Below are 19,805 nucleotides of genomic sequence, written 5' to 3' on the forward strand. Positions count from 1 at the left end.
GAGCGGCGGGGGGCAGGGGGGTCCTCCGTCAGCCGGCGAGCGGCTCCTCGGCGTCGAGCCCGGCCACGCGCTGCAGGTCGCGCAGGACGGCGGACAGCTCGTCGGCGGTCCACGGCTCGCAGCAGTCGCAACCGTCCTCGTCGAAGCACCGCAGCCCCAGCGTGCCGCCGGCCTGGTCCTCGTCGATGGCCAGGTGCCCGCCCATCGGCGAGCGGTGGCAGGCGCAGGCGGAGGCGCACAGCCCGATGCCCCACCCGGAGACGACGATCGTGCGGCCGTCGTCCCAGATCTTGCCCACCTGGAACACGGAGGGCTTCTGGTTGCGGGTCATGGCGTGCTCCCCTCGCGCCCCCGGGGACCCGGGGGCTCTCTGCTGTCCGCCAGAAAAATATCCGGGATCCGTGTTTGGGGGGAGCAGCCGTGCGGTATGGGCGCCCCTCGCCACCCCTGCGTCACAGCCGCCCCACGAGCCCCCGTCGGGACGCGCCGCCAGTGCGCGAGGACCCCGCACCGGGCGGCCACGAGGGTCGTTCCCGCGGTCCCGGGATGCGGCAGGACCGCGGGAGCACGGGCTCGACCCGAGGAGCCGGCCCTCTCGCGGCGTTCGCGGTGCTCCTGCGGTGTCGCGGCACCGCAGGAGCACGCAGGACACCGCAAGAGCCGACGTCGACGCGCAGTGCAGACGTTCCCCGCGCCGGCCGCTGGGGCGCTGTTCGACGTTCTGGGGTGGTGCAGGCCCCCAGGAGCACAGGGAGGACCCCAGGAGGTGGGCTCCCGCGGTGTTCCCGGTGCTCCTGCGGTGTCGCGGCACCGCAGGAGCACGCGGAGCACCGCACGAGCCGGCGGTGCGGCGGCCGGCGGGAGCCGACGGCGCCTAGCTGGCCGGGGACACCGAGCTCATGTTGAAGTCCGGCACGCGCACCGGCGGCATCGCGGCGCGGGTGAACCAGTCGTTCCACTCGCGCGGCAGCGTGCGCTCGGTGCGCCCGACCTCGCCGATCCGCGCCAGCAGGTCCACCGGCGACTCGTTCCACCGGAAGTTGTTCACCGCGCCGGTCACCTCGCCACCCTCGACGAGGAACACGCCGTCGCGGGTCAGGCCGGTGAGCAGCAGCGTCTGCGGGTCGACCTCGCGGATGTACCAGAGCGTGGTCAGCAGCAGCCCGCGGTCGGTGGCGGCGACCATGTCCTCCAGCGACGCCGTCGCGCCGGGCTGCTCGAGGATCAGGTTGTCGACGGCGGCCACCGCGGGCGCCGTCGTCTTCAGCGCCCAGGCCCGCGGGCGGATCAGGTTGGTGAGGACGCCGTCGCGGATCCAGTCGACGGCGGGCGTCGCCATCCCGTTGTCGAACACGCTGGCCGAGCCGGACGAGGTGCTCACCACCTGGAACGGCGCCGTCTCCAGCCCGGGGGCGTGCGGGTCGCTGCGCAGGGTCAGCGGGAGCTGGGCCAGCCGGTCGCCGATCCGGTTGCCGCCGCCGGCCTTGGCGTAGACGTTGCGGCCCTCGTCGGCGTCGCGGGCCTCCATCGTCCAGTAGGCGTAGATCATCAGGTCGCTCACGGCCGACGGCGGCAGCAGCGTCTGGTACCGCCCGGCCGGCAGCTCGACCCGCCGCTGCGACCAGCCGAGCTTGCGCTCCACGTCGGCGGCGAGGTCGGCCACCGACACGTCGCGGAAGTCGCGGGTGCCGACGCCGGACCACACCGACCGCGAGAAGTCGGTGCTCTTGCCGTTGAGCTCCACGCGGCCGCTGGGCTGGTCGGTGCGCAGCCGCAGGCCGGTGGAGGTGCCCACGTAGGTCGTCGTCAGCGCGTGCTCGGCGTAGCCGAAGAGCAGGTCGCCGCGGCCGCGCGCGGCCCCGAACGCCTCCCCCAGCGCCGGCGCGAACTCGGCGAACACCTCGATCGAGGTCTCGGCCGGCTCGGCGTCCCAGTCCCCCGCGTCCGGGGGGGCCTTGCTGATCAGCGGCACGGCGTCCTCGGCCGGGCCGGCGTCGCGGGCGGCCTGCTCGCTGGCGGCGACCAGCTCGGCGACGTCGGGCGTGCCGGTCCGCGCGACCGTGCCGGTGGCCATCCCGGCGCCGCCGTCGACGAACGACACGACGACGACCTGGCGCGAGCGCATCGCCCCGTTCGTCGTCAGGCTGTTCGACGCCCACCGCAGGTTGGCCTCGGTGCTCTCGACGACGTAGGCGACGCAGCCGTCGGCGGTCGAGGCGGCCAGCGCCTTCTCGACCAGCTGCTGCGCGGTCAGCTGGCTCATCGCCCGCCCTCCTGGACCGTGTTGAGGATGGTGACGCCCTCGAAGAGCGCGGCCGGGCAGCCGTGGCTGACCGGCGCGACCTGCCCGGGCTGGGCCTTGCCGCAGTTGAACGCGCCGCCGAGGCGGTAGGTGGAGGGCCCGCCGACGGCGCGCATCGAGCCCCAGAAGTCCGTCGTCGTGGCCTGGTAGGCGACGTCGCGCAGCTGCCCGGCCAGCCGCCCGCCCTCGATGCGGTAGAAGCGCTGGCCGGTGAACTGGAAGTTGTAGCGCTGCATGTCGATCGACCAGCTCTTGTCGCCGACGACGTAGATGCCGCGCTCGACCCCGCCGATCAGCCCCGCGAGGTCCGGCCCGTCGGCGGCCGGCTGCAGCGACACGTTGGCCATCCGCTGCACCGGCACGTGCCGCGGCGAGTCGGCGAACGAGCAGCCGTTGGAGCGGGCCATCCCGCCGAGCCGGGCGGTGTTGCGGTCGACCTGGTAGCCGACGAGCACGCCGTCGCGGACGATGTCCCACTGCTGGGCCTCGACGCCCTCGTCGTCCCAGCCGATGCTCGACAGCCCGTGCTCGACCGTCCGGTCGCCGGTGACGTGCATGAGCTCCGACCCGTAGCGCAGGCTCCCCAGCCCGTCGACGGTGGCGAACGACGTGCCGGCGTAGGCGGCCTCGTAGCCCAGCGCCCGGTCCAGCTCGGTGGCGTGGCCGACGGACTCGTGGATCGTCAGCCACAGGTTGGAGGGGTCGACGACGAGGTCGTAGCGGCCCGGCTCCACCGACGGCGCCTTGGTCTTCTCCCGCAGCAGCTCGGGGATCTGCGCCAGCTCGGCGTCCCAGTCGAAGTGCCCGCCGGTCAGGTACTCCCAGCCGCGGCCGGCCGGCGGGGCGAGGGTCCGCATGCTCTCGAAGGCGCCCGTGGCCCGGTCGACGGTGAGCGCGGTGAACTCCGGCGTGATGCGGACCCGCTGCTGGCGGGTGCGGGTGCCGTTGGTGTCGGCGTAGTACTTCTGCTCCTTGACGTGCATGCAGCCCGACTGCACGTGCTCGACGCCGTCGGCGGCCAGCAGCCGCTCGGACAGCTCGGTGAGCAGCGCGGTCTTCTCGGCGTCGGGCACCTCGAACGGGTCGACGTCGTAGGACGACACCCAGGAGCCCTCGTGCCGGGGCTCCGGCGCGAGCTCGACCCGGTCGGTGGCCAGCGCCGCCGACACCTGCGCGACGGCGACCGCCTGCTCGGCCAGCCGCACCGCCTCGGCGGCGGTGAGGATGACGCCCGCCGCGAACCCCCAGGTGCCCTCGTGCACCACGCGCACGGCCAGGCCCAAGTCCTCGCCGTCGGCCAGCGCCTCCAGCCGCGCGTCGCGCAGGCTGATCGACTGGGTGCGGATGCGCTCCACCCGGATGTCGGCGTGCTCGCAGCCGAGGTCGACCGCTCGGGTCAGCGCCGCCTCGGTGAGCGCGGACAGGGGCAGGGCGAGGAAGGACTCGTCGACGTCCCGGGACTGCACCACCGCCCCTGTCTACCAGCCGGGCCCGCCCCGGCCCGCCCTCAGTGCAGGTGGCGCTGCCAGTCCGCGGGCACCCGGCCGGCGGGCCCGGGCGCCGGCTGGGTCACCGGGTGCGAGGTCGGCGGCGCGAGCCGGAGGTCCCCGCCGAACTCCCCGGCGGCGTAGTCCCAGGTCCAGTCCTCACCCGGCTCGAAGCTCTGCGCGACCCGGTGCCCGGTGGCCGCGGCGTGCGCCGAGGCGTGCTGCGACGGCGAGGAGTCGCAGCAGCCCACGTGGCCGCAGGCGGCGCACCGGCGCAGGTGGAACCACCAGCCGCCGGTGGCGTCGCAGTCGGCGCAGCCGGTGCCGCTCGGCGGGACGGACGGGTCGACCTGGCTCATCGCGGCTCCTCGGGTCCTGCGGTGGGTGCGGCCCGGACCCGGTCCCGGCCGCCGTCGGGCACCGGCTCGGTGCCGGTCGTGACGCTGCTCCGGTCGGAGGCGGGGGACAAGGCCCGCGGCGGTCTCCTGCAGCGGACGGGCGGCCACGGCCCGGCCACCGGCCCGCCGACACCGCCGGCCGGGGTTGCAGGACGACGGCCGGCGGGTAGCCGCCCGGGCATGACCGCCGACCCGGGCAGCGCCGACCGCAGCACCGCGCCCACCGACGAGAGCGCCGCCGACGTCACCCTCACCTTCGGCGGCAACGCGACGACGCTGCTGCGGCTGGGCGGGTTCACCCTGCTCACCGACCCGAACTTCGTCCGGCGCGGGGAGCGCGTCTACCTGGGCAAGGGCCTGTTCGCCCGGCGGCTGACCGACCCGGCGCTGCTGCCCGAGGACCTCCCCGACCTCGACGCCGTCCTGCTGTCCCACCTGCACGGCGACCACTGGGACCGGGTCGCCTACGCGACCATCGACAAGGCCACGCCGGTCGTCACCACCCCCGCGGCCGCGCGGACGCTGTCCTCGCGCGGCTTCTCGGCGACCGCGGACCTGCGGCCGTGGCAGGTGCACGAGATCGGCCGCGGCGACGAGACGCTGCGGATCACCTCGGTGCCCGGCGTCCACGGCCCCGGCCCGCTGGCGCGGGTGCTGCCGCCGGTGATGGGCAGCGTGCTGGAGCTGCTCCGCGACGGCGAGGTGTCCTGGCGCGGCTACGTCACCGGCGACACGCTGTTCCGGCCGTGGCTGGGCGAGGTGCTGCAGCGCTGCGGGCCGCTCGACGTCGTGATCCCGCACCTGGGCGGGACCAGGGCGCTGGGCGTCACCGTGACCATGGACGGCCGGCAGGGCGCCGACCTGGTGGAGCTGCTGAAGCCGCCGGTGACCGTGCCGGTGCACTACGACGACTACGACCGGTTCGCCTCGCCGCTCGGCGACTTCGTGCGGGAGGTCGCCGAGCGGCGGGCGCCCGGGCAGCTGCGGACCGTCGTGCGCGGGGAGACGATCTCGCTGCGCGCCTAGGAGGCTGCGCGCCTAGAAGGCTGCGCGCCTAGAAGGCTGCGCGCCTAGAAGGCTGCGCCCGTCCGCCAGGCCATCTCCTGCAGGGTCAGGGTGTTGCCGTCCGGGTCGGTGATCGCCGCGTACTTCACCCCGCCCCCGACGTCCACCACGGGCCCGACGTCGGCACCGCGGCCCACCAGGTCCGCCCGGGCGTGCTCGATGTCCGCGACGACGAGGTGCAGCGCCCGGACGGAGCCGGGAGCGCCCTCGTAGGCCGCCAGGCCGGTGCCGAAGCCGACGGAGCAGGCCGAACCCGGCGGGGTCAGCTGGACGACCCGCACGCCGTCGGCGGGTCGCACGTCGACGTCGACGGTGAAGCCCAGCCGGTCGGCGTAGAAGGCCTTCGCCCGGTCGACGTCGGCGACCGGTATGGGTACGAGCTCCAGCTTCATCTCCACGGCGCGCTCAGCCACGGGCGAGCACCTCGTCGAGCCGCTCGTAGCCCTCGACGACGCCGACCTCCATGCCGCCGGCGATCATCGCGTCCCGGTCGGCGAACGAGTCGCACAGCGAGGTGACGGTCAGCCGGGTGCGGCCGTCGCCGAGGTCCTCGAGCACCAGCTTCTCCAGGGCGACGCCGTCGGGCTGCCCCTCGAAGGTGAACGTCTGCACGATGAGCTCGTCGGGCCGGACCTCGTGGAAGCAGCCGCGGAAGGCGTACTCACCGTCGGCGTCGCTGTGCACGTAGCGGTAGGAGCCGCCGGTGCGGCAGTCGTAGTGGTCGATGCGCATCTCCAGCCCGCGCGGGCCCAGCCAACGCACGAGCAGCTCGGGGTCGGTGTGCGCGCGGAACACCTTGCCGCGCGGGGCGTCGAACTCGCGGGTGATGCGGACGAGCGGGACCTCGGGGTCGGCGACGATCTGCGTCTCACGGGTGGCGGTGCTCATGACCGGTTCTCCTCCTGCGCGGTGGGCGGTGTCGCGTCGTCCGGCATGGACCGGAGGACGTCGTCGAGGCGGCGGTAGCGCTCCTCCGCCTGACGGCGGTAGCGCTCGATCCACTTCGTCATCAGGTCGAACACCTCCGCCTCGAGGTGCACCGGGCGGCGCTGGGCCTCCCGGCTGCGGCTGACCAGACCGGCGTCCTCGAGCACCTTCAGGTGCTTGGAGACCGCCTGGACGGTCACGTCGTAGGGGGCGGCGAGCTCGCCCACCGTCGCGTCGCCGACCGCCAGCCGCGCGACCATGTCGCGCCGCGTCGGGTCGGCCAGCGCCGCGAACACCCGGGAGAGCGGATCCGCTGCCACCTGCGACCTCCTTCATCAACCTCTCGGTTGAACACGACGATAGGACCCGGCGGGGACTTTTGTCAACCGGTCGGTTGAGGAGCCCACGAGCCCGGCGGGTGGCCGGGCAGGTCGAGGTCGGCGACGACGCCGTGGTGGTCGCTGGCCCAGACGCCGGCGACCGGCTCGTCCAGCACCCGGGCGCAGGAGCGGACCTGCAGCGTCGGCCCGTGCACGCCGCTGCGCACCAGCACCCAGTCGATGCGCCGGCTGACCGCGGTGGCCACCTCCCCCGCCCGCACCAGCGGGTTCCGGGCGTCGAAGGTGAACCCGGGATCGGCCGGGTGCAGGGTCTCCCAGGCGTCCTGGAAGCAGACGCTCGTCCCGTCCAGCGACCGGCGTCCGCGCAGGAACTGCGTGCTGGCCGCGTCGGGCGTCGCGTCGAGGTCGCCGAGGACGACGGCGTGGTCCACCCCGCCGGCCCGGCGCTCGACCGCCCGCGCGGCGGCGAGCGCCTGCTGCTCGCGCTCGTACTCGTACCCGAACTGCCAGCTGGGCTTGTGGTGGGCGACCAGCACGCGGCCGACCGCGGTGTCCACCTCGGCCAGCAGCGTCGCGCACCACGGGAAGTCCCGTGCCCGCGGCGTGCAGCGCTGGTCGACCTCCTCGACCACGCGGTGCGGGGCCCGGGTGGCCAGCACGCCGCCCACCCCGTCCTCGGCGGCCCGGGAGAAGGGGGTCACGGACCAGCCGGGGCCGAGCAGCTCCTCGACGGTGCCGTCGGCGACGGGCACCTCCTGCAGCGCGACGACGTCGGCGTCCAGCCGGCGCAGCGTCTCCCCGATCAGCGCGCTGCGGCGGGCCCAGTCCGGGTTGGCCGGGCCGAGCACGTTCATGGTCAGGACCCGCAGGGACGCCGCCATGCGGCGCAGTCAACCGCCGCACGGCACGGTCCTCCAGCCCACGTCGCACCCGGTGTCCTCCCCCGGGTGGACGACCGGCCCCCGGCGGGATCAGCCCGGGCGCCGACGCCCGCGGACGGCCTCCGGACCGAGGCTCGTCCCGCCACCGGCCGGTGGCCCGACGAGAGGAGGCCCGCGGTGCCCGGCACGGCGGTGAAGGTGGTCCTGGGCACGCTGGCGGGGACGGTCGCGCTCGGCGCGGCCGCGGGAGCCGGCGTCCTGGTGACGATGCCCGCCGGCGTGCACGGGTTCGGCGCGATGGTGGCCGAGCTGCAGGGGCACACCGACACCCGCGACGTCGCCGAGGCCGCCGGGGCGCCGCGCGGCGCGGTGCCGTGGTGGACCCGCGGGGTGGGATCCGGCGTCACCGTCGTCCGGCCGGGCGAGGCGTACGGGCCCGCCGACGGCAGCGTCCGGGCCGACATGGCCCTCGCGCCCGGCGCCGTCCCGCCCGCGGACTGCACGCCGCTGCCGCGGCCGGGCATGCCGTGGGACGGCGGCGGCGCCTGGCCCGACCTCACCGGCGAGCCCGCGCTGCTGTGCGAGGGCTGGGTCACCGTCGTGGTCGACGGCCACCTCTACACCTGGACCGGTCCCGCTCCGCAGGCCTAGCGGGCGAGCCGCGCCGCCCGCTCGGCGACCTCGGCGCGCAGCGCGTCCACGTCCACGGTGGTCACCGCGCCGTCGGCGACCACCTGCCGGCCGCCGACCCAGACGTCGCGGACCAGCCGCGAGGCGCCCGACCAGACCAGGTGGGTGAGCAGGTCGGCCTGGTCGCCGACCGGCTCGAAGCCGAGGTCGCGGGTGTCCACGTGCACGAGGTCCGCGCGCCGGCCCGCCTCGACCTGGCCGAGGTCGGGGCGGCCGATCGCCTCGGCGGCGCCGCCGGTGGCCAGCCAGAACGCCTCCGCGGCGGGAAGCGCCGTGGCCGCGGACTCCCGCAGCCGGGCCAGCCCTGCGGCCAGGCGGACGTCGGCGAGCAGGTCCAACCCGTCGTTGGACGCCGGCCCGTCGGTGCCCAGGCCGACCCGGATCCGGCGGTCGAGCATCGCCCGCACCGGCGCGATGCCGCTGGCGAGCTTGGCGTTGCTGGCGGGGCAGTGCGCCACGGCGACGTCGTACTCGGCCCACAGCTCCAGGTCGGCGTCGTCGAGGTGCACGCAGTGCGCGGCCAGCACCCGCCCGCCCAGGACGTCGTGCGCGGCCAGCAGCGCGGGCACCGACAGCCCGTGCGCTTCGAGCAGGCCGTCGCCCTCGGTGGCGGTCTCGGCCACGTGCAGGTGCAGCAGCATCCCGTGCTCGCGGGTGATCTCGGCGGCGCGGCGCAGCAGGGGCAGCGGGACGGTGTAGGCCGCGTGCGGGCCCAGGCCGTACTCCACCAGGCCGTCCGCGTCGGCGCGCCCGGCCAGGTCCACCGCGGCGGCCATCTGCTCCTCCAGCGGCGGCATGCCCGGCAGCGGCACCATCGGCGCCGCGACCACCACCCGGGCGCCCGTGGCCCCGACCGCCGCGGCGATCCGCTCCGGTGAGAAGTACATCTCCACGCTGGCGGTGACCCCGCCGCGCAGCATCTCCGCCGACGCGGCGGTCATCGCCACCTCGACGTCGTCCCCGGTCAGCCGCGCCTCCCGCGGCCACATCACCTCGCGCAGCCAGCGGTCCAGCGGCAGCCCCTCGCCCTGGCCGCGGAACAGCACCATCGGCGCGTGCGAGTGGGCGTTCACCAGCCCCGGCACGAGCAGGCCGGGCAGCGCCACGACCTCGGCGTCCCCGGCCGGCGGGGCGTCGGCGGCCGGGCCGGCCCACGCGATGCGCCCGTCCTCGACGTCGACGACGGCGTCCGGCACGACGGTGCCCGCCCGGTCCCCCACGACGACGGCCCGGGCGGTGAGTCGCTGACGCATGGCGGCACGCTAGCCCCATCCGTCCCGGCCGTCCGGGCAGCGCCCCGCAGGTCCGGGCGACGTCCGGACACCGCCCGTACCGTGGGAGCCATGTCCTTCCTGGCCGCTGCGGCATCCTCCGACCAGGGTGGGCTCACCGCCTGGCTGCTCTCCCTCGTGGACTCGCTGGGCCCGATCGGCGTCGGCTTCAGCATCCTGCTGGAGACGGTCATCCCGCCGATCCCCAGCGAGGCCGTCCTCGGGGCGGCCGGTGTGCTCATCGACAGCCCGTTCGCGTTCGTGGCCGTCGTCGGCTGCGCCACCATCGGCTCGATCCTCGGGGCGATCTTCTTCTACTACGTCGGCCGGGCGCTGGGCCCGCGACGGTCGCACGCCTTTCTCGACCGGCTGCCGCTGGTCGAGACCGCCGACGTCGACAAGACCTTCGCCTGGTTCGAGCGGCACGGCCGCTCCGCGGTGTTCTTCGGCCGCATGGTGCCGATCGTGCGCAGCTTCATCTCCGTGCCCGCGGGCGTGGTGCGGATGCCGTTCGGCCAGTTCCTCCTCTACTCCGCGGCCGGCAGCCTGATCTGGAACACCGTCCTGGTGACGCTGGGCTGGCTGGCCCGCGACTTCATCGAGGCGAACCTGCACTACCTGGACTACGTCGTCGTCGCCGTCGTCGTCCTGGCGGTGGGCTACCTGGTCTACAAGCGGGTGAAGGACATCCGCTCCCACCGGCGGCGGCAGACCACCGCGGGCCGCGCCGAGGACGCCCGCAGCGCCGACGCGTGACACGCCCCCCGCGCCCCGAGGTCGTCGCGTTCGACGTCAACGAGACGCTGCTGGACCTCGCCCCCGTCGCCGCCGCGCTCGTCGAGCACGGGCAGCCCGCGGAGCTGCTGCCCACCGTGTTCGGCCGCACCCTGCACACCGGGACGGCGGCCACGGTGGCCGGCGTCTGGCTGCCCTTCCGCGCCGCCTTCGACTCGGCGCTGGCCCAGCTCACCGACCTGCCCGACGGCGCCCGCTCGGAGGTCGCCGACGCCTTCCTCGAGCTGTCGCCGCACCCCGACGTCGAGCCCGCGCTGCGCCGCCTCCACGACGCCGGCGTGCGGGTGGTGACGCTGTCGCACGGCTCCCCCGGCGTGGCCGAGGCGGGGCTGGAGCGCGGCGGCGTCACGCCGCTGGTCGAGCGGACGCTGACCAGCGAGACCGTGCGCACCTGGAAGCCCTCCCGCGCGGCCTACCTGTGGGCCGCGGGCGCCTGCGGGGTCGAGCCGTCGCGGATGGCGCTGGTCGCCGCCCACGGCTGGGACGTGCTCGGCGCCGAGCGGGCCGGCCTCACCGGGGCGTGGTTCCCGCGCAGCGAGCGCATGTACCCGCCGGGCTACCCGGCGCCGGCCGTCGTCGCCCCGGACCTCGCGGGGGCGGTCGACGCGCTGCTGGCGCCGTGAGCTCCCCCGCGCCCGTCGGCACCCCGCTCGGCCCGGCCGCGGTGCACGCCGACGGCCCGGCCGACGGTGCCCGCGGCACGCTCGTGCTCGGGCACGGCGCCGGCGGTGGCGCCGGGTCGGCCGACCTCGTCGCCGTCACGACCTCGGCCGCCGCGGCGGGCTGGCGGGTGCTGCGGGTGGAGCAGCCGTGGCGGGTGGCCGGCAAGCGGATCGCGCCCGCGCCGCCGCGCCTCGACGTCGCCTGGACCGCCGTCGTCGAGGCGCTGCGGGCCGGCGGCGCGCTGACCGGGCCGCTGGTGTTCGGCGGCCGCAGCGCCGGGGCGCGGGTGGCCTGCCGGACGGCGACGGCGCTCGGGGCGGACGGTGTGCTGGCGCTGGCGTTCCCGCTGCACCCGCCGGGCCGTCCCGAGCGCAGCCGCGCGGGCGAGCTCACCGGCGCCGGCGTGCCGCTGGTCGTGGTGCAGGGGGAGACCGACGCGTTCGGCCGGCCCGCGGAGCTGGTCGTGGCGCTGGACGGGGTGCCGTCGGCGTCGGTGTGCGCGGTGCCGGGCGACCACTCGCTGGGGAGGGCACCGGGGGCCGTGGCCTCCGCGGCGCTGGCCTGGCTGGAGGAGCTCGCCGCCGTCAGGAGCTGACCACCGGATGCGTGCACGAGGGCCCGGCGTGTCCCGCCGTGTCGCGAGCACGCACCCGGTGATCGACGGAGCGGGCGGTCAGCGGCGGCGGCGGGCCGCGAAGAGGATGAGCAGCAGCACCGCGAGGACGGCGGCGCCGGGGCCGGCGTAGCGGGCGAGCGCGGCGCCGCCGGCCACCTCGAGCAGGTCGATCGGCTCGGGCTCCGCGGCCGGCTGGGGGGGCGCCGGAGCCGCGGCGGGCGTGCTGCGCGGCGGGGCGCCGGTGCTCGGCCGGCTCGGCGGGGCGGTGTTGCGCGACGGCGGCGTGCTCGGCACCGGCCCGCCGACCGCCGCGGCCGGCGCGGTGTCCGAGGCCGACGGGGCGAGGTCCGCCGCGGCCGGCGCGGTGTCCGACACCGCGGGGATCGAGACGGTGTCGGTTACGCCGGTGACCGGGGCGGTGATCGGCGCGGTCTCCGTGGGCGACGGGGACGACGCCGCGGCGGCCTTCTTCGCCGGGGCCTTCTCCGCGGGCTTGCGCGCGGCGTCGCCGGCGGACGCCGCGGCCTCCCGCGCCGCGGTGCCGGCCTCGCGCACCGTCTCCGCGACCGCGTTGTCGCCGGGCACCTGCTCGACCGACTGGGCGACCTCCTCGGCGACCCCGGCCGCGGTGGCCGCGACCTTCCCGGCGACGGTCGGCTCCTGCTGCTCCGCGGCGGCCGCCCGGTCGACGGTCACGTCGTCGCCGCTGGCCAGCTGGGCGGCGAGCTTGTCGGCGAACTGGCCGAGCAGCTTGTTGCCGACGTCGGTCATGACGCCGCGGCCGAACTGGGCCGGGCGACCGGTGATGTTGAGGTCGGTGAGGACGTCGACCCGCGTCGTCGTCCCCTCGCCCTGGAGCTGGGCGGTGATGGTGGCCGCCGCCGTCCCGTTGCCCCGCTGGTCCTTGCCGCGCGCGTCGATGACGGCGCGGTGCGCGGCCTCGTCCTTCTCCACGAACGACGCCTTGCCCTGGTAGGTCAGGTTGATCGGACCGAGCTTGACCTTGACCCGGCCGGTGAAGTCGTCACCGGAGACCGAGTCGAGCGCGGCGCCGGGCATGCACGGGGCGATCCGCTCGATGTCGAGCAGGACCCGCCAGGCCTCGTCGACGGGCACGGGGACGGTGAACGAGTTCTCCAGCTGCACGGTGCGACCTCCGGGTGGGGAACGGACCTCGGCCGGTCCGCCCGGGAGGGCGGGCCGGCCGAGGGAACGGGCGGGAGCCGGGGTTGTGCCGGACGTTACAGCCCGGCCGCGGCGGTGACCGCGCGGCGGGTGAGCACCTGCGCGAGGTGCTCGCGGTAGTCGGCCTGGGCGTTGAGGTCGCTGCTCGGGCTGGTGCCCTCGGCCGCCGACCGCGCCGCGGAGGCCACCGCGTCCGGGGACGCGGCGGCGCCGGACAGCGCGGCCTCGGTGGCCGACGCCCGCAGCGGGGTCGGGCCCATGTTGGTCAGCCCGATCCGCGCCTCGGCGATGTGCCCGTTCTCGCGCCGTACCGCCGCGGCGACCGCGACGATCGACCACGCCTGCGCCACGCGGTTGAACTTCTCGTAGCGCACGCCCCAGTCGCCGGTCAGCTTGGGCACCCGGATCTCGACCAGGACCTCCCCCTCGTCGAGGGCGGTGGTCAGGTAGTCGACGAAGAACTCCCGCGCGGGCACCGTGCGGCGCCCGTCCGGCCCGGCGATCACCATCTCGGCGTCCAGCGCGAGCGCCACCGCCGGCAGGTCACCGGCCGGGTCGGCGTGCGCCAGGGCGCCGCCGAAGGTGCCGCGCCGGCGGGTCTGCCGGTCGGCCACCGTCTCGGTCGCCTCCGCGACCAGCTTCGCGTGCCGGGCGATGAGCGGGTCGGTGAGGACGTCGGCGTGCGTGGTCATGGCGCCGATGACCAGGGAGTCGCCCTCCTCGCGGACGCCGCGCATCTCCGCCACCCGGCCGAGGTCGACGATCGTCTCCGGCGCGGCCAGGCGCAGCCGCATGACCGGGATGAGCGACTGCCCGCCCGCCATCACCTTGACGTCCTCGCCGCCGTCGGCGACCGCCTGGACGGCCTCCTCGACCGTCGTCGGCCGGACGTACTCGAACGGGGCGGGGATCACCGGTCACCTCCGAGAGCGGACTGCGGGGTCGAGACACCGGCGGTGGTCTCGGTCTGGGCGCCGCCGTAGGCGTTGGACCCGGCCGTGGCCCGGTCCCCGCCGTCGCCGCCCTGGTGGATGGCCCGCCACACCCGCTCCGGGGTCAGCGGCATCCGGATGTCCTCCACACCCAGGTGCCGGACGGCGTCGAGCGCGGCGTTGACCACCGCCGGGGTGCTGGCGATGCAGCCGGCCTCGCCCACGCCCTTGGCGCCGATCGGGTTGCCCGGCGCCTCGTGCACCGTGTTGCCGGTGTCGAAGTGCGGCAGGTCGGCGGCCGACGGGACCAGGTAGTCGACGAAGGTGCCGGTGGTGAGGTTGCCGTCGGCGTCGTAGACGGCCTCCTCGTACAGCGCCTGCGCGATGCCCTGGGCCAGGCCGCCGTGCACCTGCCCCTCGACGATGAGCGGGTTGACGATCGTGCCGACGTCGTCGACGCAGGCGTACTTGCGGATCTTCACGAACCCGGTCTCGGTGTCGACCTCCATGGCGCACACGTGCGTGCCGTGCGGGAAGGAGAAGTTGACCGGGTCGAAGGTGGCGTCCGCGTCGATCGAGGGCTCGATGTCCTCGGGGTAGTCGTGCGCGGCGAAGACGGCGAGCGCGATCTCCTGGATCGACATCCCGGTGCCCGGCGTCCCGCGGACGGTGAACTTCCCGCCGGAGAAGTCCAGGTCGTCCTCGTTGGCCTCGAGCAGGTGCGCGGCCACCCGGCGGGCCTTGGCGATCACCTTGTCGGCGGCCTTGACCACCGCGGTGCCGCCGACGACCAGCGAGCGCGAGCCGTAGGTGTCCATGCCCTTGTGGGCGACGGCGGTGTCGCCGTGCAGCACCTCGACGTCCTCGAACGGCACGCCGAGCTGGTCGGCGACCAGCTGGCTCCACGCCGTCTCGTGGCCCTGGCCGTGCGGCGTCGAGCCGGTGACCACCTCGACCTTGCCGGTGGGCAGCATCCGGATCGACGCCGACTCCCAGCCGCCCGCGCCGTAGGACAGCGAGCCGAGCACCCGGGAGGGCGCCAGGCCGCACATCTCGGTGAAGGTGGAGAAGCCGATGCCCAGCTGCACCGGGTCGTTCGCCTCGCGCCGGCGGCGCTGCTCCTCGCGCAGCTCCGTGTAGCCGAGCAGGTCCAGCGCCTGCTGGGTGGCCGAGTCGTAGTCGCCGCTGTCGTACTCGAGGCCGGCGACGGTGGTGAACGGGAACTCCGCGGCGTCGATCCAGTTCCTGCGCCGCAGCTCCAGCGGGTCCATGCCGAGCTCGACGGCGAGCTCGTCCATGATCCGCTCGACGGCGAAGGTGGCCTCGGGCCGGCCCGCGCCGCGGTAGGCGTCGGTGGGGACCTTGTTGGTGAAGACGCCGTCGCACTCGAAGCGGTAGGCCGGGAACTTGTAGATGCCGGGGAACATGAACGCGCCCAGCGCCGGCACGCCCGGGGTGATCAGCCGCAGGTAGGCGCCCATGTCGGCGAGGATCCGCACGCGCAGGCCCTTGACGTCGCCCTCCCGGGTGGCGGCGACGTCGACGTACTGGATCTGGTCGCGGCCGTGGTGGGCGGTCATCAGCGACTCGCTGCGGGTCTCGGTCCACTTGACCGGCTTGCCGAGGCGGCGCGCGATCAGGAGCGCGAGGACCTCCTCGGGGTTGACCTGCAGCTTGCCGCCGAAGCCGCCGCCGACGTCGGGGGCGACGACGCGCAGCTTGTGCTCCGGGATGCCGGTGACCATCGCCAGCATCACCCGCAGCACGTGCGGGATCTGGGTGGCCGACCACAGCGTGAAGTTCTCGCCCTGGGGCTGGACGACGACCGAGCGCGGCTCCATGAACGCCGGGATCAGCCGCTGGTTGACGAAGCGCCGGCTGACGACGACCTCGGCGTCGGCGAAGGCCTGCTCGGTGTCCACGCCCGTGCCGGCCTCGCCGGCGTCGAAGACGAAGTGGTAGCTGGTGTTGGTGCCGAGCTCGTCGTGCACCAGCCCGGCGCCGTCGCGGACGGCCTCCTCCATGTCGAGGACCGGCGGCAGCGTCTCGTAGTCGACGTCGACCAGCTCGACGGCGTCGGCGGCCGCGGTGCGCGAGCGGGCGACGATGACCGCCACCGCCTCGCCGACGTGGTTCACGCCGTCGACGGCGATCGAGGGGTGGCCGGGGTTCTTCATGTCCGGGGTGACCGGCCAGGCGCAGGGGATGGAGCCCTGCTCGTCGGCGAGGTCGCGGCCGGTGAACACCGCGACGACGCCGGGGGCCTCCTTCGCCGCGGAGACGTCGATCGAGGTGATGCGGGCGTGCGCCACGGGGCTGCGCACGACGCTGAGGTGCAGCATCCCGGGCAGGACCATGTTGTCGGTCCAGGTGGTGCGCCCGGTGATGAGGCGGGCGTCCTCCTTGCGGCGGCGGGCCTTGCCGACCTCCTTGTCCGGGGCCGGGGTCTGGGTGGTGGCCGCGTCCTCGGTGACGGTCATGCCTGCGCCCCCAGGGTCTCGGTGGAGCCGGACATCTCCCCCGCGGCCTGCTGCACGGCGCGGACGATGTTCTGGTAGCCGGTACAGCGGCAGAGGTTGCCCTCGATGCCCTCGCGGACCTCGGTCTCGCTGGGGTTCGGGTTCTCCCTGAGCAGGTCGATCGAGGCCATGATCATCCCGGGCGTGCAGTAGCCGCACTGGAGACCGTGCATCTCGTGGAAGGCCTTCTGCACCGGGTGCAGGGCGCCCTCGCTGCCGATGCCCTCGATGGTGGTGACCTCGGCGCCGTCGGCCTGGACGGCGAGGACGGTGCAGGACTTCACGGCCTGCCCGTCCAGGTGCACGGTGCAGGCGCCGCAGTTGCTGGTGTCGCAGCCGACGACGGTGCCCACCTTGCCGAGGGCCTCGCGCAGGTGGTGGACCAGCAGGGTCCGGGGTTCGACCTCGTCGGTGTAGGTCACGCCGTCGACCCTCATGCTGACCTGGGTCATGGATCCTCCGCTCCGTTGCAGGGGGCGATCGCGCCCGGCTCCGCGGGCGCTCCGCGGCGGAGTCTGTCAACGGCGGAGTGACTTAGGCCACGCTTACCTCTGACCGGGTGACCTGCCGGTCCGCAGGTGCGGAGACTGCTCGGTCATCCCTCCGCGGGCGCGGCTGGATGCACGCTCATTGGCCGCAGCGGAGAGGTTGCAGGGCCGTTGCAGCGCGCCTCAGGCGGCGACGGCGCGCAGCTCCCGCCGCCGCAGCGCCGCGCTGCCGGCCAGCGCGACCAGGCCGAGGACCGCCAGCCCGACGCCGACCAGGCTCGGCGCGGTGTAGCCGTACCCGGCGGCGATGACCACGCCGCCCAGCCACGCGCCGAGGGCGTTGGCCGCGTTGAGCGCCGAGTGGTTGAGCGCGGCGCCGAGCATCTGCGCCTCCCCGGCGACCTCCATCAGCCGCAGCTGCAGGCAGACGACCAGCGTCGACGCGGCGACCGCCAGCAGGAAGATCCCGGCCAGCAGGGTGGGGCCGGTGGCGGCGGCGGGGCCGACCAGGGCCAGCAGGACGGCGAGCGCGACGAGGGTGGCGACCAGCGAGCGGAACAGCGCGATGTCGGCCAGCCGCCCGCCGAGCGCGGTCCCCACGACGCCGCCGATGCCGAAGGCGAGCAGCACCCACGGGACGACACCGCGCGAGAGGCCGGTGACCTCGGTGGTCAGCGGCGCGACGTAGCTGTAGACGGCGAACATGCCGCCGAACCCGACGGTGGCCACGGCCAGCGTGAGCAGCACCTGCGGGCGGCGCAGCGCGCCGAGCTCGGCCCGCACGCTGGCCTCGCGGGCCCCGGGCGTGGAGGGGACGACGGCGAGCACGGCCGCGACGGTGAGCGCGGCGAGGACCACCACGGCCCAGTACGCCGAGCGCCAGCCCAGCGTCTGCCCGAGCCAGGTGGCCGCGGGGACGCCGGCGACGTTGGCCACGGCCAGCCCGAGCATCACCGTGCTCACCGCGCGGCCGCGCAGCGACGGCGGCACCAGCGACGCGGCGACCAGCGAGGCGACACCGAAGTAGGCGCCGTGCGGCAGGCCGCTGACGAACCGGGCCAGCAGCAGCGACGCCGACCCGGGGGCGAGCGCGCTCAGCGCGTTGCCGGCGAGGAAGGCGGCCATGAGCCCGACGAGCAGGGCGCGGCGGGGCAGCCGGGCGCCCAGCGCGGCGATGACCGGCGCGCCGACGACGACGCCGAGGGCGTAGGCGGAGATGACGTGGCCCGCCGTCGGGATGTCCACGCCGACGCCGTCGGCGATGTCGGGCAGCAGCCCCATCGTGACGAACTCGGTGGTGCCGATCGCGAACCCGCCGAGCGCGAGCGCGACCAGCGCGACGGCCACGCGCGGCGTGGCCAGGGACGGGGTCGCGGGAACGGGCGGGGCGGCGGTGCTGGCACTCACGTGACCCTGCCAAGTGAACGTCGCCGGTCCGTATTCCCCGGGGTGGCGGAGATGACCGTTTCCGCCCCACGCGCCCCGGGGGTCAGGCGCGGGAGGTCCGCCGGAGGGCGAGCAGGTGGGCGGCGACCGCGCCGCGGCGCGGGGACCCGGCCGGCAGCGCCTCGAGGCAGGCCTGCCAGGCGGCGGCGTCGTCGCGGGCCTCGGGCAGGGCGGTCCAGCGCAGCAGCAGCTCGGGCCGGCGGCTGGCGACCACGGCGCCCCGCAGGGCGGTGACGAGGCGGCGCCGGGCGAGGGCGACGCCGGGCGCGGTCGAGCGGGGCAGGACGGGGCCGGGGTAGCGGTCCAGCGCCGCGGCGACGGCGCCCCGGTCGAGCAGCCGGCGCACCGCCTCCAGGTCGGTCTCCAGCGGGCGCAGCAGCCGGTAGGGGCGCGAGCCGACCAGGTCGTCGCCGACCAGCCGGCGCAGCCGGGACAGCTCGGCGCGCACGGTGACCGCGGCGGTGTCGCCGGCGTGGCACTCGGCGGCCAGCTGCTCGGTGCTGCGGCCCTCCCCCGCGGCGGCCGCCTCGGCGAGCAGGAGCAGCAGCTCGGAGTGGCGCAGCGAGAGCTCCACCGGGCCGCCGGGCAGGGTCAGCCGGGCGCGCTCGCGGCCGAGCACGTCCAGCCGGGGCGCGGCGGGCCGCACCGGCGGCGCGGGCCGGGGGCCGCGGGCGGCGTCGCGCTGCTCCTCGCGGTGCAGCCAGCGCAGCTCCGACTCGACGGCGGCCACGGTCGCGCGGACGAGGGTGAGCACGTGCGGGCTGGCCACGTGGTCGCCGCCGGTGACGTCGATGGCGCCGAGCAGCACCCCGGTGACCGGGTGGTGCACCGGCGCGGCCGAGCAGCTCCACGGCTGCACCGGGCGGCGGTAGTGCTCGCTGCCGTAGATCTGCACCGGGTGGTCGAGGGCGAGCGCGGTGCCGGGGGCGTTGGTGCCGGCGACCTCCTCGGACCACCGGGCGCCGGCGACGAAGTTCATGGTCTCGGCCAGCGAGCGCAGGCGGCGGTCGCCCTCCACCCACAGCATCCGGCCGTCGGCGTCGGTGACCGCGACGATCATCCGGTCCGCCTCGGCGTCCTCGACCAGCAGCCGGCGGATCACCGGCAGCACCGGGGCCAGCGGGTGGGCGGCGCGGTAGGCGGCCAGGTCGTCGTCGAGCAGGTCGACCGGCGGGCCCTGCCCGTCCGGGTCGACGCCGCTGCCCAGGCTGCGCCGCCAGGAGTCCCAGACCACCGACCGCACGTCCGGCCGGGGCGGCGGGGCGCCGCGCGTCACCAGCGTCTCGTGGGCCGCGCGGAGGCGGCGGGTCAGCCCGGGCGTGGGACGCCCCTCGGGCAGCGCGAGCCACGGGCTGGCGCCGGTCACGGCGTTCTCCCCTGGCTGAGAGTCATGGCCCGCCCATGGTGACCCGGATCGCACGATTGCACCAGGCAACGGTCCGCAGCTCAGACACGGGGCGGCGCCGCCGGGAGCAGCGCGGCCGGGTCGCGGCGGCGCAGCGCGCCCGCCCACAGCCCCGCGCCGTAGGCCAGGTCCTCCAGCCGGCGGGCGGCGGCGAAGCGCACCGGGTCCACCTCCGCCCGGTGCGGCCACCAGGCGAGGACGGCGTCGGCGCCGGCGTCGGCGAGCGCGGCCCGCAGCGCGCGGCGGGAGACCAGCGCCTCGACGGCGGTCAGCGGCCAGTGGTGCCGGGTGGCCGAGCGGGCCAGCGTGCGGCCGGCCGCGGCCGTGCCGCGCAGCACCAGCGCCGCGGCCAGGCCGTACGGCGGCCGGCGGCCCGGGCCGGCGACGCGGTGCG

At 75.9% G+C, this 19,805-nt stretch carries 20 protein-coding genes and 1 pseudogene; 5 read left to right on the top strand and 16 right to left on the bottom strand.

What is annotated here, in order from left to right; genetic code table 11:
• Positions 1–28 precede the first annotated feature (28 nt).
• From ACFO3M_RS18760 to ACFO3M_RS18775, 4 genes are all read right to left on the bottom strand, one after another.
• Positions 29–331, bottom strand: coding sequence for a hypothetical protein (locus tag ACFO3M_RS18760; RefSeq protein WP_387992366.1), 303 nt, complete (start codon positions 329–331; stop codon positions 29–31).
• A gap of 543 nt (positions 332–874) precedes the next feature.
• Entirely contained in the window at positions 875–2,263 is a 1,389-nt protein-coding gene (locus tag ACFO3M_RS18765) for a metallopeptidase TldD-related protein (RefSeq protein ID WP_387992369.1), read from the bottom strand.
• A complete protein-coding gene (locus ACFO3M_RS18770; RefSeq protein WP_387992372.1) occupies positions 2,260–3,771 on the bottom strand; it encodes a TldD/PmbA family protein in 1,512 nt (503 codons plus the stop codon). The genes ACFO3M_RS18765 and ACFO3M_RS18770 overlap by 4 nt, the downstream gene beginning before the upstream one ends.
• Before the next feature lie 38 nt (positions 3,772–3,809).
• Entirely contained in the window at positions 3,810–4,148 is a 339-nt protein-coding gene (locus ACFO3M_RS18775) for a UBP-type zinc finger domain-containing protein (RefSeq protein ID WP_387992375.1), read from the bottom strand.
• A gap of 219 nt (positions 4,149–4,367) precedes the next feature.
• Here ACFO3M_RS18775 and ACFO3M_RS18780 point away from each other — a divergent pair, with 219 nt between their 5' ends.
• The gene (locus ACFO3M_RS18780) at positions 4,368–5,213 is read left to right on the top strand and encodes an MBL fold metallo-hydrolase (RefSeq protein WP_387992378.1); all 846 of its coding nucleotides are present in this window, start codon (positions 4,368–4,370) and stop codon (positions 5,211–5,213) included.
• A gap of 44 nt (positions 5,214–5,257) precedes the next feature.
• Here the strand turns inward: ACFO3M_RS18780 and ACFO3M_RS18785 are convergent, their stop codons facing one another.
• The 4 genes from ACFO3M_RS18785 to ACFO3M_RS18800 all read right to left on the bottom strand — a co-directional run bounded on the left by ACFO3M_RS18785 (position 5,258) and on the right by ACFO3M_RS18800 (position 7,401).
• The gene (locus ACFO3M_RS18785) at positions 5,258–5,665 is read right to left on the bottom strand and encodes a VOC family protein (protein WP_387992381.1); all 408 of its coding nucleotides are present in this window, start codon (positions 5,663–5,665) and stop codon (positions 5,258–5,260) included.
• Complete coding sequence (locus ACFO3M_RS18790) at positions 5,658–6,140, bottom strand: SRPBCC family protein (protein WP_387992384.1); 483 nt, start codon at positions 6,138–6,140, stop codon at positions 5,658–5,660. The genes ACFO3M_RS18785 and ACFO3M_RS18790 overlap by 8 nt, the downstream gene beginning before the upstream one ends.
• Positions 6,137–6,499: an ArsR/SmtB family transcription factor gene (locus ACFO3M_RS18795; protein ID WP_387992387.1), complete on the bottom strand. Its 363-nt coding sequence runs from the start codon at positions 6,497–6,499 to the stop codon at positions 6,137–6,139. The genes ACFO3M_RS18790 and ACFO3M_RS18795 overlap by 4 nt, the downstream gene beginning before the upstream one ends.
• 62 nt (positions 6,500–6,561) lie before the next feature.
• Positions 6,562–7,401 carry an endonuclease/exonuclease/phosphatase family protein gene (locus tag ACFO3M_RS18800; RefSeq protein WP_387992389.1) on the bottom strand — a complete coding sequence of 280 codons (840 nt, stop codon included), beginning with the start codon at positions 7,399–7,401 and terminating at the stop codon, positions 6,562–6,564.
• 177 nt (positions 7,402–7,578) lie between these two features.
• Between ACFO3M_RS18800 and ACFO3M_RS18805 the strand changes: the two genes are divergently transcribed.
• Positions 7,579–8,052 carry a hypothetical protein gene (locus ACFO3M_RS18805; RefSeq protein WP_387992392.1) on the top strand — a complete coding sequence of 158 codons (474 nt, stop codon included), beginning with the start codon at positions 7,579–7,581 and terminating at the stop codon, positions 8,050–8,052.
• On the opposite strand, the gene ACFO3M_RS18810 is transcribed toward ACFO3M_RS18805, so the two are convergent.
• Entirely contained in the window at positions 8,049–9,344 is a 1,296-nt protein-coding gene (locus ACFO3M_RS18810; protein WP_387992395.1) for an amidohydrolase family protein, read from the bottom strand. The two genes, ACFO3M_RS18805 and ACFO3M_RS18810, sit on opposite strands and share 4 nt — an antisense overlap.
• A gap of 90 nt (positions 9,345–9,434) precedes the next feature.
• Between ACFO3M_RS18810 and ACFO3M_RS18815 the strand changes: the two genes are divergently transcribed.
• From ACFO3M_RS18815 to ACFO3M_RS18825, 3 genes are read left to right on the top strand one after another with little or no spacing between them, the layout of a single operon-like run.
• Positions 9,435–10,118 (top strand): DedA family protein, encoded by a 684-nt coding sequence (locus ACFO3M_RS18815; protein ID WP_387992397.1) that lies wholly within the window; start codon positions 9,435–9,437, stop codon positions 10,116–10,118.
• On the top strand, positions 10,115–10,780 hold the full coding sequence (locus ACFO3M_RS18820) for an HAD family hydrolase (RefSeq protein WP_387992400.1): 666 nt from the start codon (positions 10,115–10,117) through the stop codon (positions 10,778–10,780). Before ACFO3M_RS18815 ends, ACFO3M_RS18820 begins: the two co-directional genes overlap by 4 nt.
• Entirely contained in the window at positions 10,777–11,415 is a 639-nt protein-coding gene (locus ACFO3M_RS18825; RefSeq protein WP_387992403.1) for an alpha/beta hydrolase family protein, read from the top strand. The genes ACFO3M_RS18820 and ACFO3M_RS18825 overlap by 4 nt, the downstream gene beginning before the upstream one ends.
• A 78-nt stretch (positions 11,416–11,493) precedes the next feature.
• Here ACFO3M_RS18825 and ACFO3M_RS18830 read toward each other — a convergent pair whose 3' ends face one another.
• The 7 genes and pseudogenes from ACFO3M_RS18830 to ACFO3M_RS18860 all read right to left on the bottom strand — a co-directional run.
• Positions 11,494–12,582 (bottom strand): SRPBCC family protein, encoded by a 1,089-nt coding sequence (locus ACFO3M_RS18830; RefSeq protein ID WP_387992406.1) that lies wholly within the window; start codon positions 12,580–12,582, stop codon positions 11,494–11,496.
• A gap of 95 nt (positions 12,583–12,677) precedes the next feature.
• On the bottom strand, positions 12,678–13,535 hold the full coding sequence (locus ACFO3M_RS18835) for an FAD binding domain-containing protein (RefSeq protein WP_387992409.1): 858 nt from the start codon (positions 13,533–13,535) through the stop codon (positions 12,678–12,680).
• Positions 13,532–16,033, bottom strand: a complete 2,502-nt coding sequence (locus tag ACFO3M_RS18840) for a xanthine dehydrogenase family protein molybdopterin-binding subunit (protein WP_387992412.1) — start codon at positions 16,031–16,033, stop codon at positions 13,532–13,534. Before ACFO3M_RS18840 ends, ACFO3M_RS18835 begins: the two co-directional genes overlap by 4 nt.
• Complete coding sequence (locus ACFO3M_RS18845) at positions 16,030–16,524, bottom strand: (2Fe-2S)-binding protein (RefSeq protein WP_387992415.1); 495 nt, start codon at positions 16,522–16,524, stop codon at positions 16,030–16,032. The genes ACFO3M_RS18840 and ACFO3M_RS18845 overlap by 4 nt, the downstream gene beginning before the upstream one ends.
• A gap of 219 nt (positions 16,525–16,743) precedes the next feature.
• Positions 16,744–17,967, bottom strand: coding sequence for an MFS transporter (locus ACFO3M_RS18850; protein WP_387992418.1), 1,224 nt, complete (start codon positions 17,965–17,967; stop codon positions 16,744–16,746).
• 82 nt (positions 17,968–18,049) lie between these two features.
• Positions 18,050–19,372: a phytochrome sensor protein gene (locus ACFO3M_RS18855; RefSeq protein WP_387992420.1), complete on the bottom strand. Its 1,323-nt coding sequence runs from the start codon at positions 19,370–19,372 to the stop codon at positions 18,050–18,052.
• A gap of 80 nt (positions 19,373–19,452) precedes the next feature.
• Positions 19,453–19,805: pseudogene (locus ACFO3M_RS18860) on the bottom strand (mycofactocin biosynthesis glycosyltransferase MftF); the annotation flags it as partial.

It is taken from the genome of Geodermatophilus arenarius (assembly GCF_042654585.1).
In the GTDB taxonomy this organism is placed as follows: domain Bacteria; phylum Actinomycetota; class Actinomycetes; order Mycobacteriales; family Geodermatophilaceae; genus Geodermatophilus; species Geodermatophilus arenarius.

Excerpts from the sequence above, each read along its gene's own strand:
- ACFO3M_RS18815 (WP_387992397.1), top strand. The coding sequence starts at position 9,435 with ATGTCCTTCCTGGCCGCTGCGGCATCCTCCGACCAGGGTGGGCTCACC.
- ACFO3M_RS18800 (WP_387992389.1), bottom strand. The coding sequence starts at position 7,401 with ATGGCGGCGTCCCTGCGGGTCCTGACCATGAACGTGCTCGGCCCGGCC.
- ACFO3M_RS18775 (WP_387992375.1), bottom strand. The coding sequence starts at position 4,148 with ATGAGCCAGGTCGACCCGTCCGTCCCGCCGAGCGGCACCGGCTGCGCC.
- ACFO3M_RS18780 (WP_387992378.1), top strand. The coding sequence starts at position 4,368 with ATGACCGCCGACCCGGGCAGCGCCGACCGCAGCACCGCGCCCACCGAC.
- ACFO3M_RS18845 (WP_387992415.1), bottom strand. The coding sequence starts at position 16,524 with ATGACCCAGGTCAGCATGAGGGTCGACGGCGTGACCTACACCGACGAG.
- ACFO3M_RS18810 (WP_387992395.1), bottom strand. The coding sequence starts at position 9,344 with ATGCGTCAGCGACTCACCGCCCGGGCCGTCGTCGTGGGGGACCGGGCG.
- ACFO3M_RS18765 (WP_387992369.1), bottom strand. The coding sequence starts at position 2,263 with ATGAGCCAGCTGACCGCGCAGCAGCTGGTCGAGAAGGCGCTGGCCGCC.
- ACFO3M_RS18790 (WP_387992384.1), bottom strand. The coding sequence starts at position 6,140 with ATGAGCACCGCCACCCGTGAGACGCAGATCGTCGCCGACCCCGAGGTC.
- ACFO3M_RS18840 (WP_387992412.1), bottom strand. The coding sequence starts at position 16,033 with ATGACCGTCACCGAGGACGCGGCCACCACCCAGACCCCGGCCCCGGAC.
- ACFO3M_RS18760 (WP_387992366.1), bottom strand. The coding sequence starts at position 331 with ATGACCCGCAACCAGAAGCCCTCCGTGTTCCAGGTGGGCAAGATCTGG.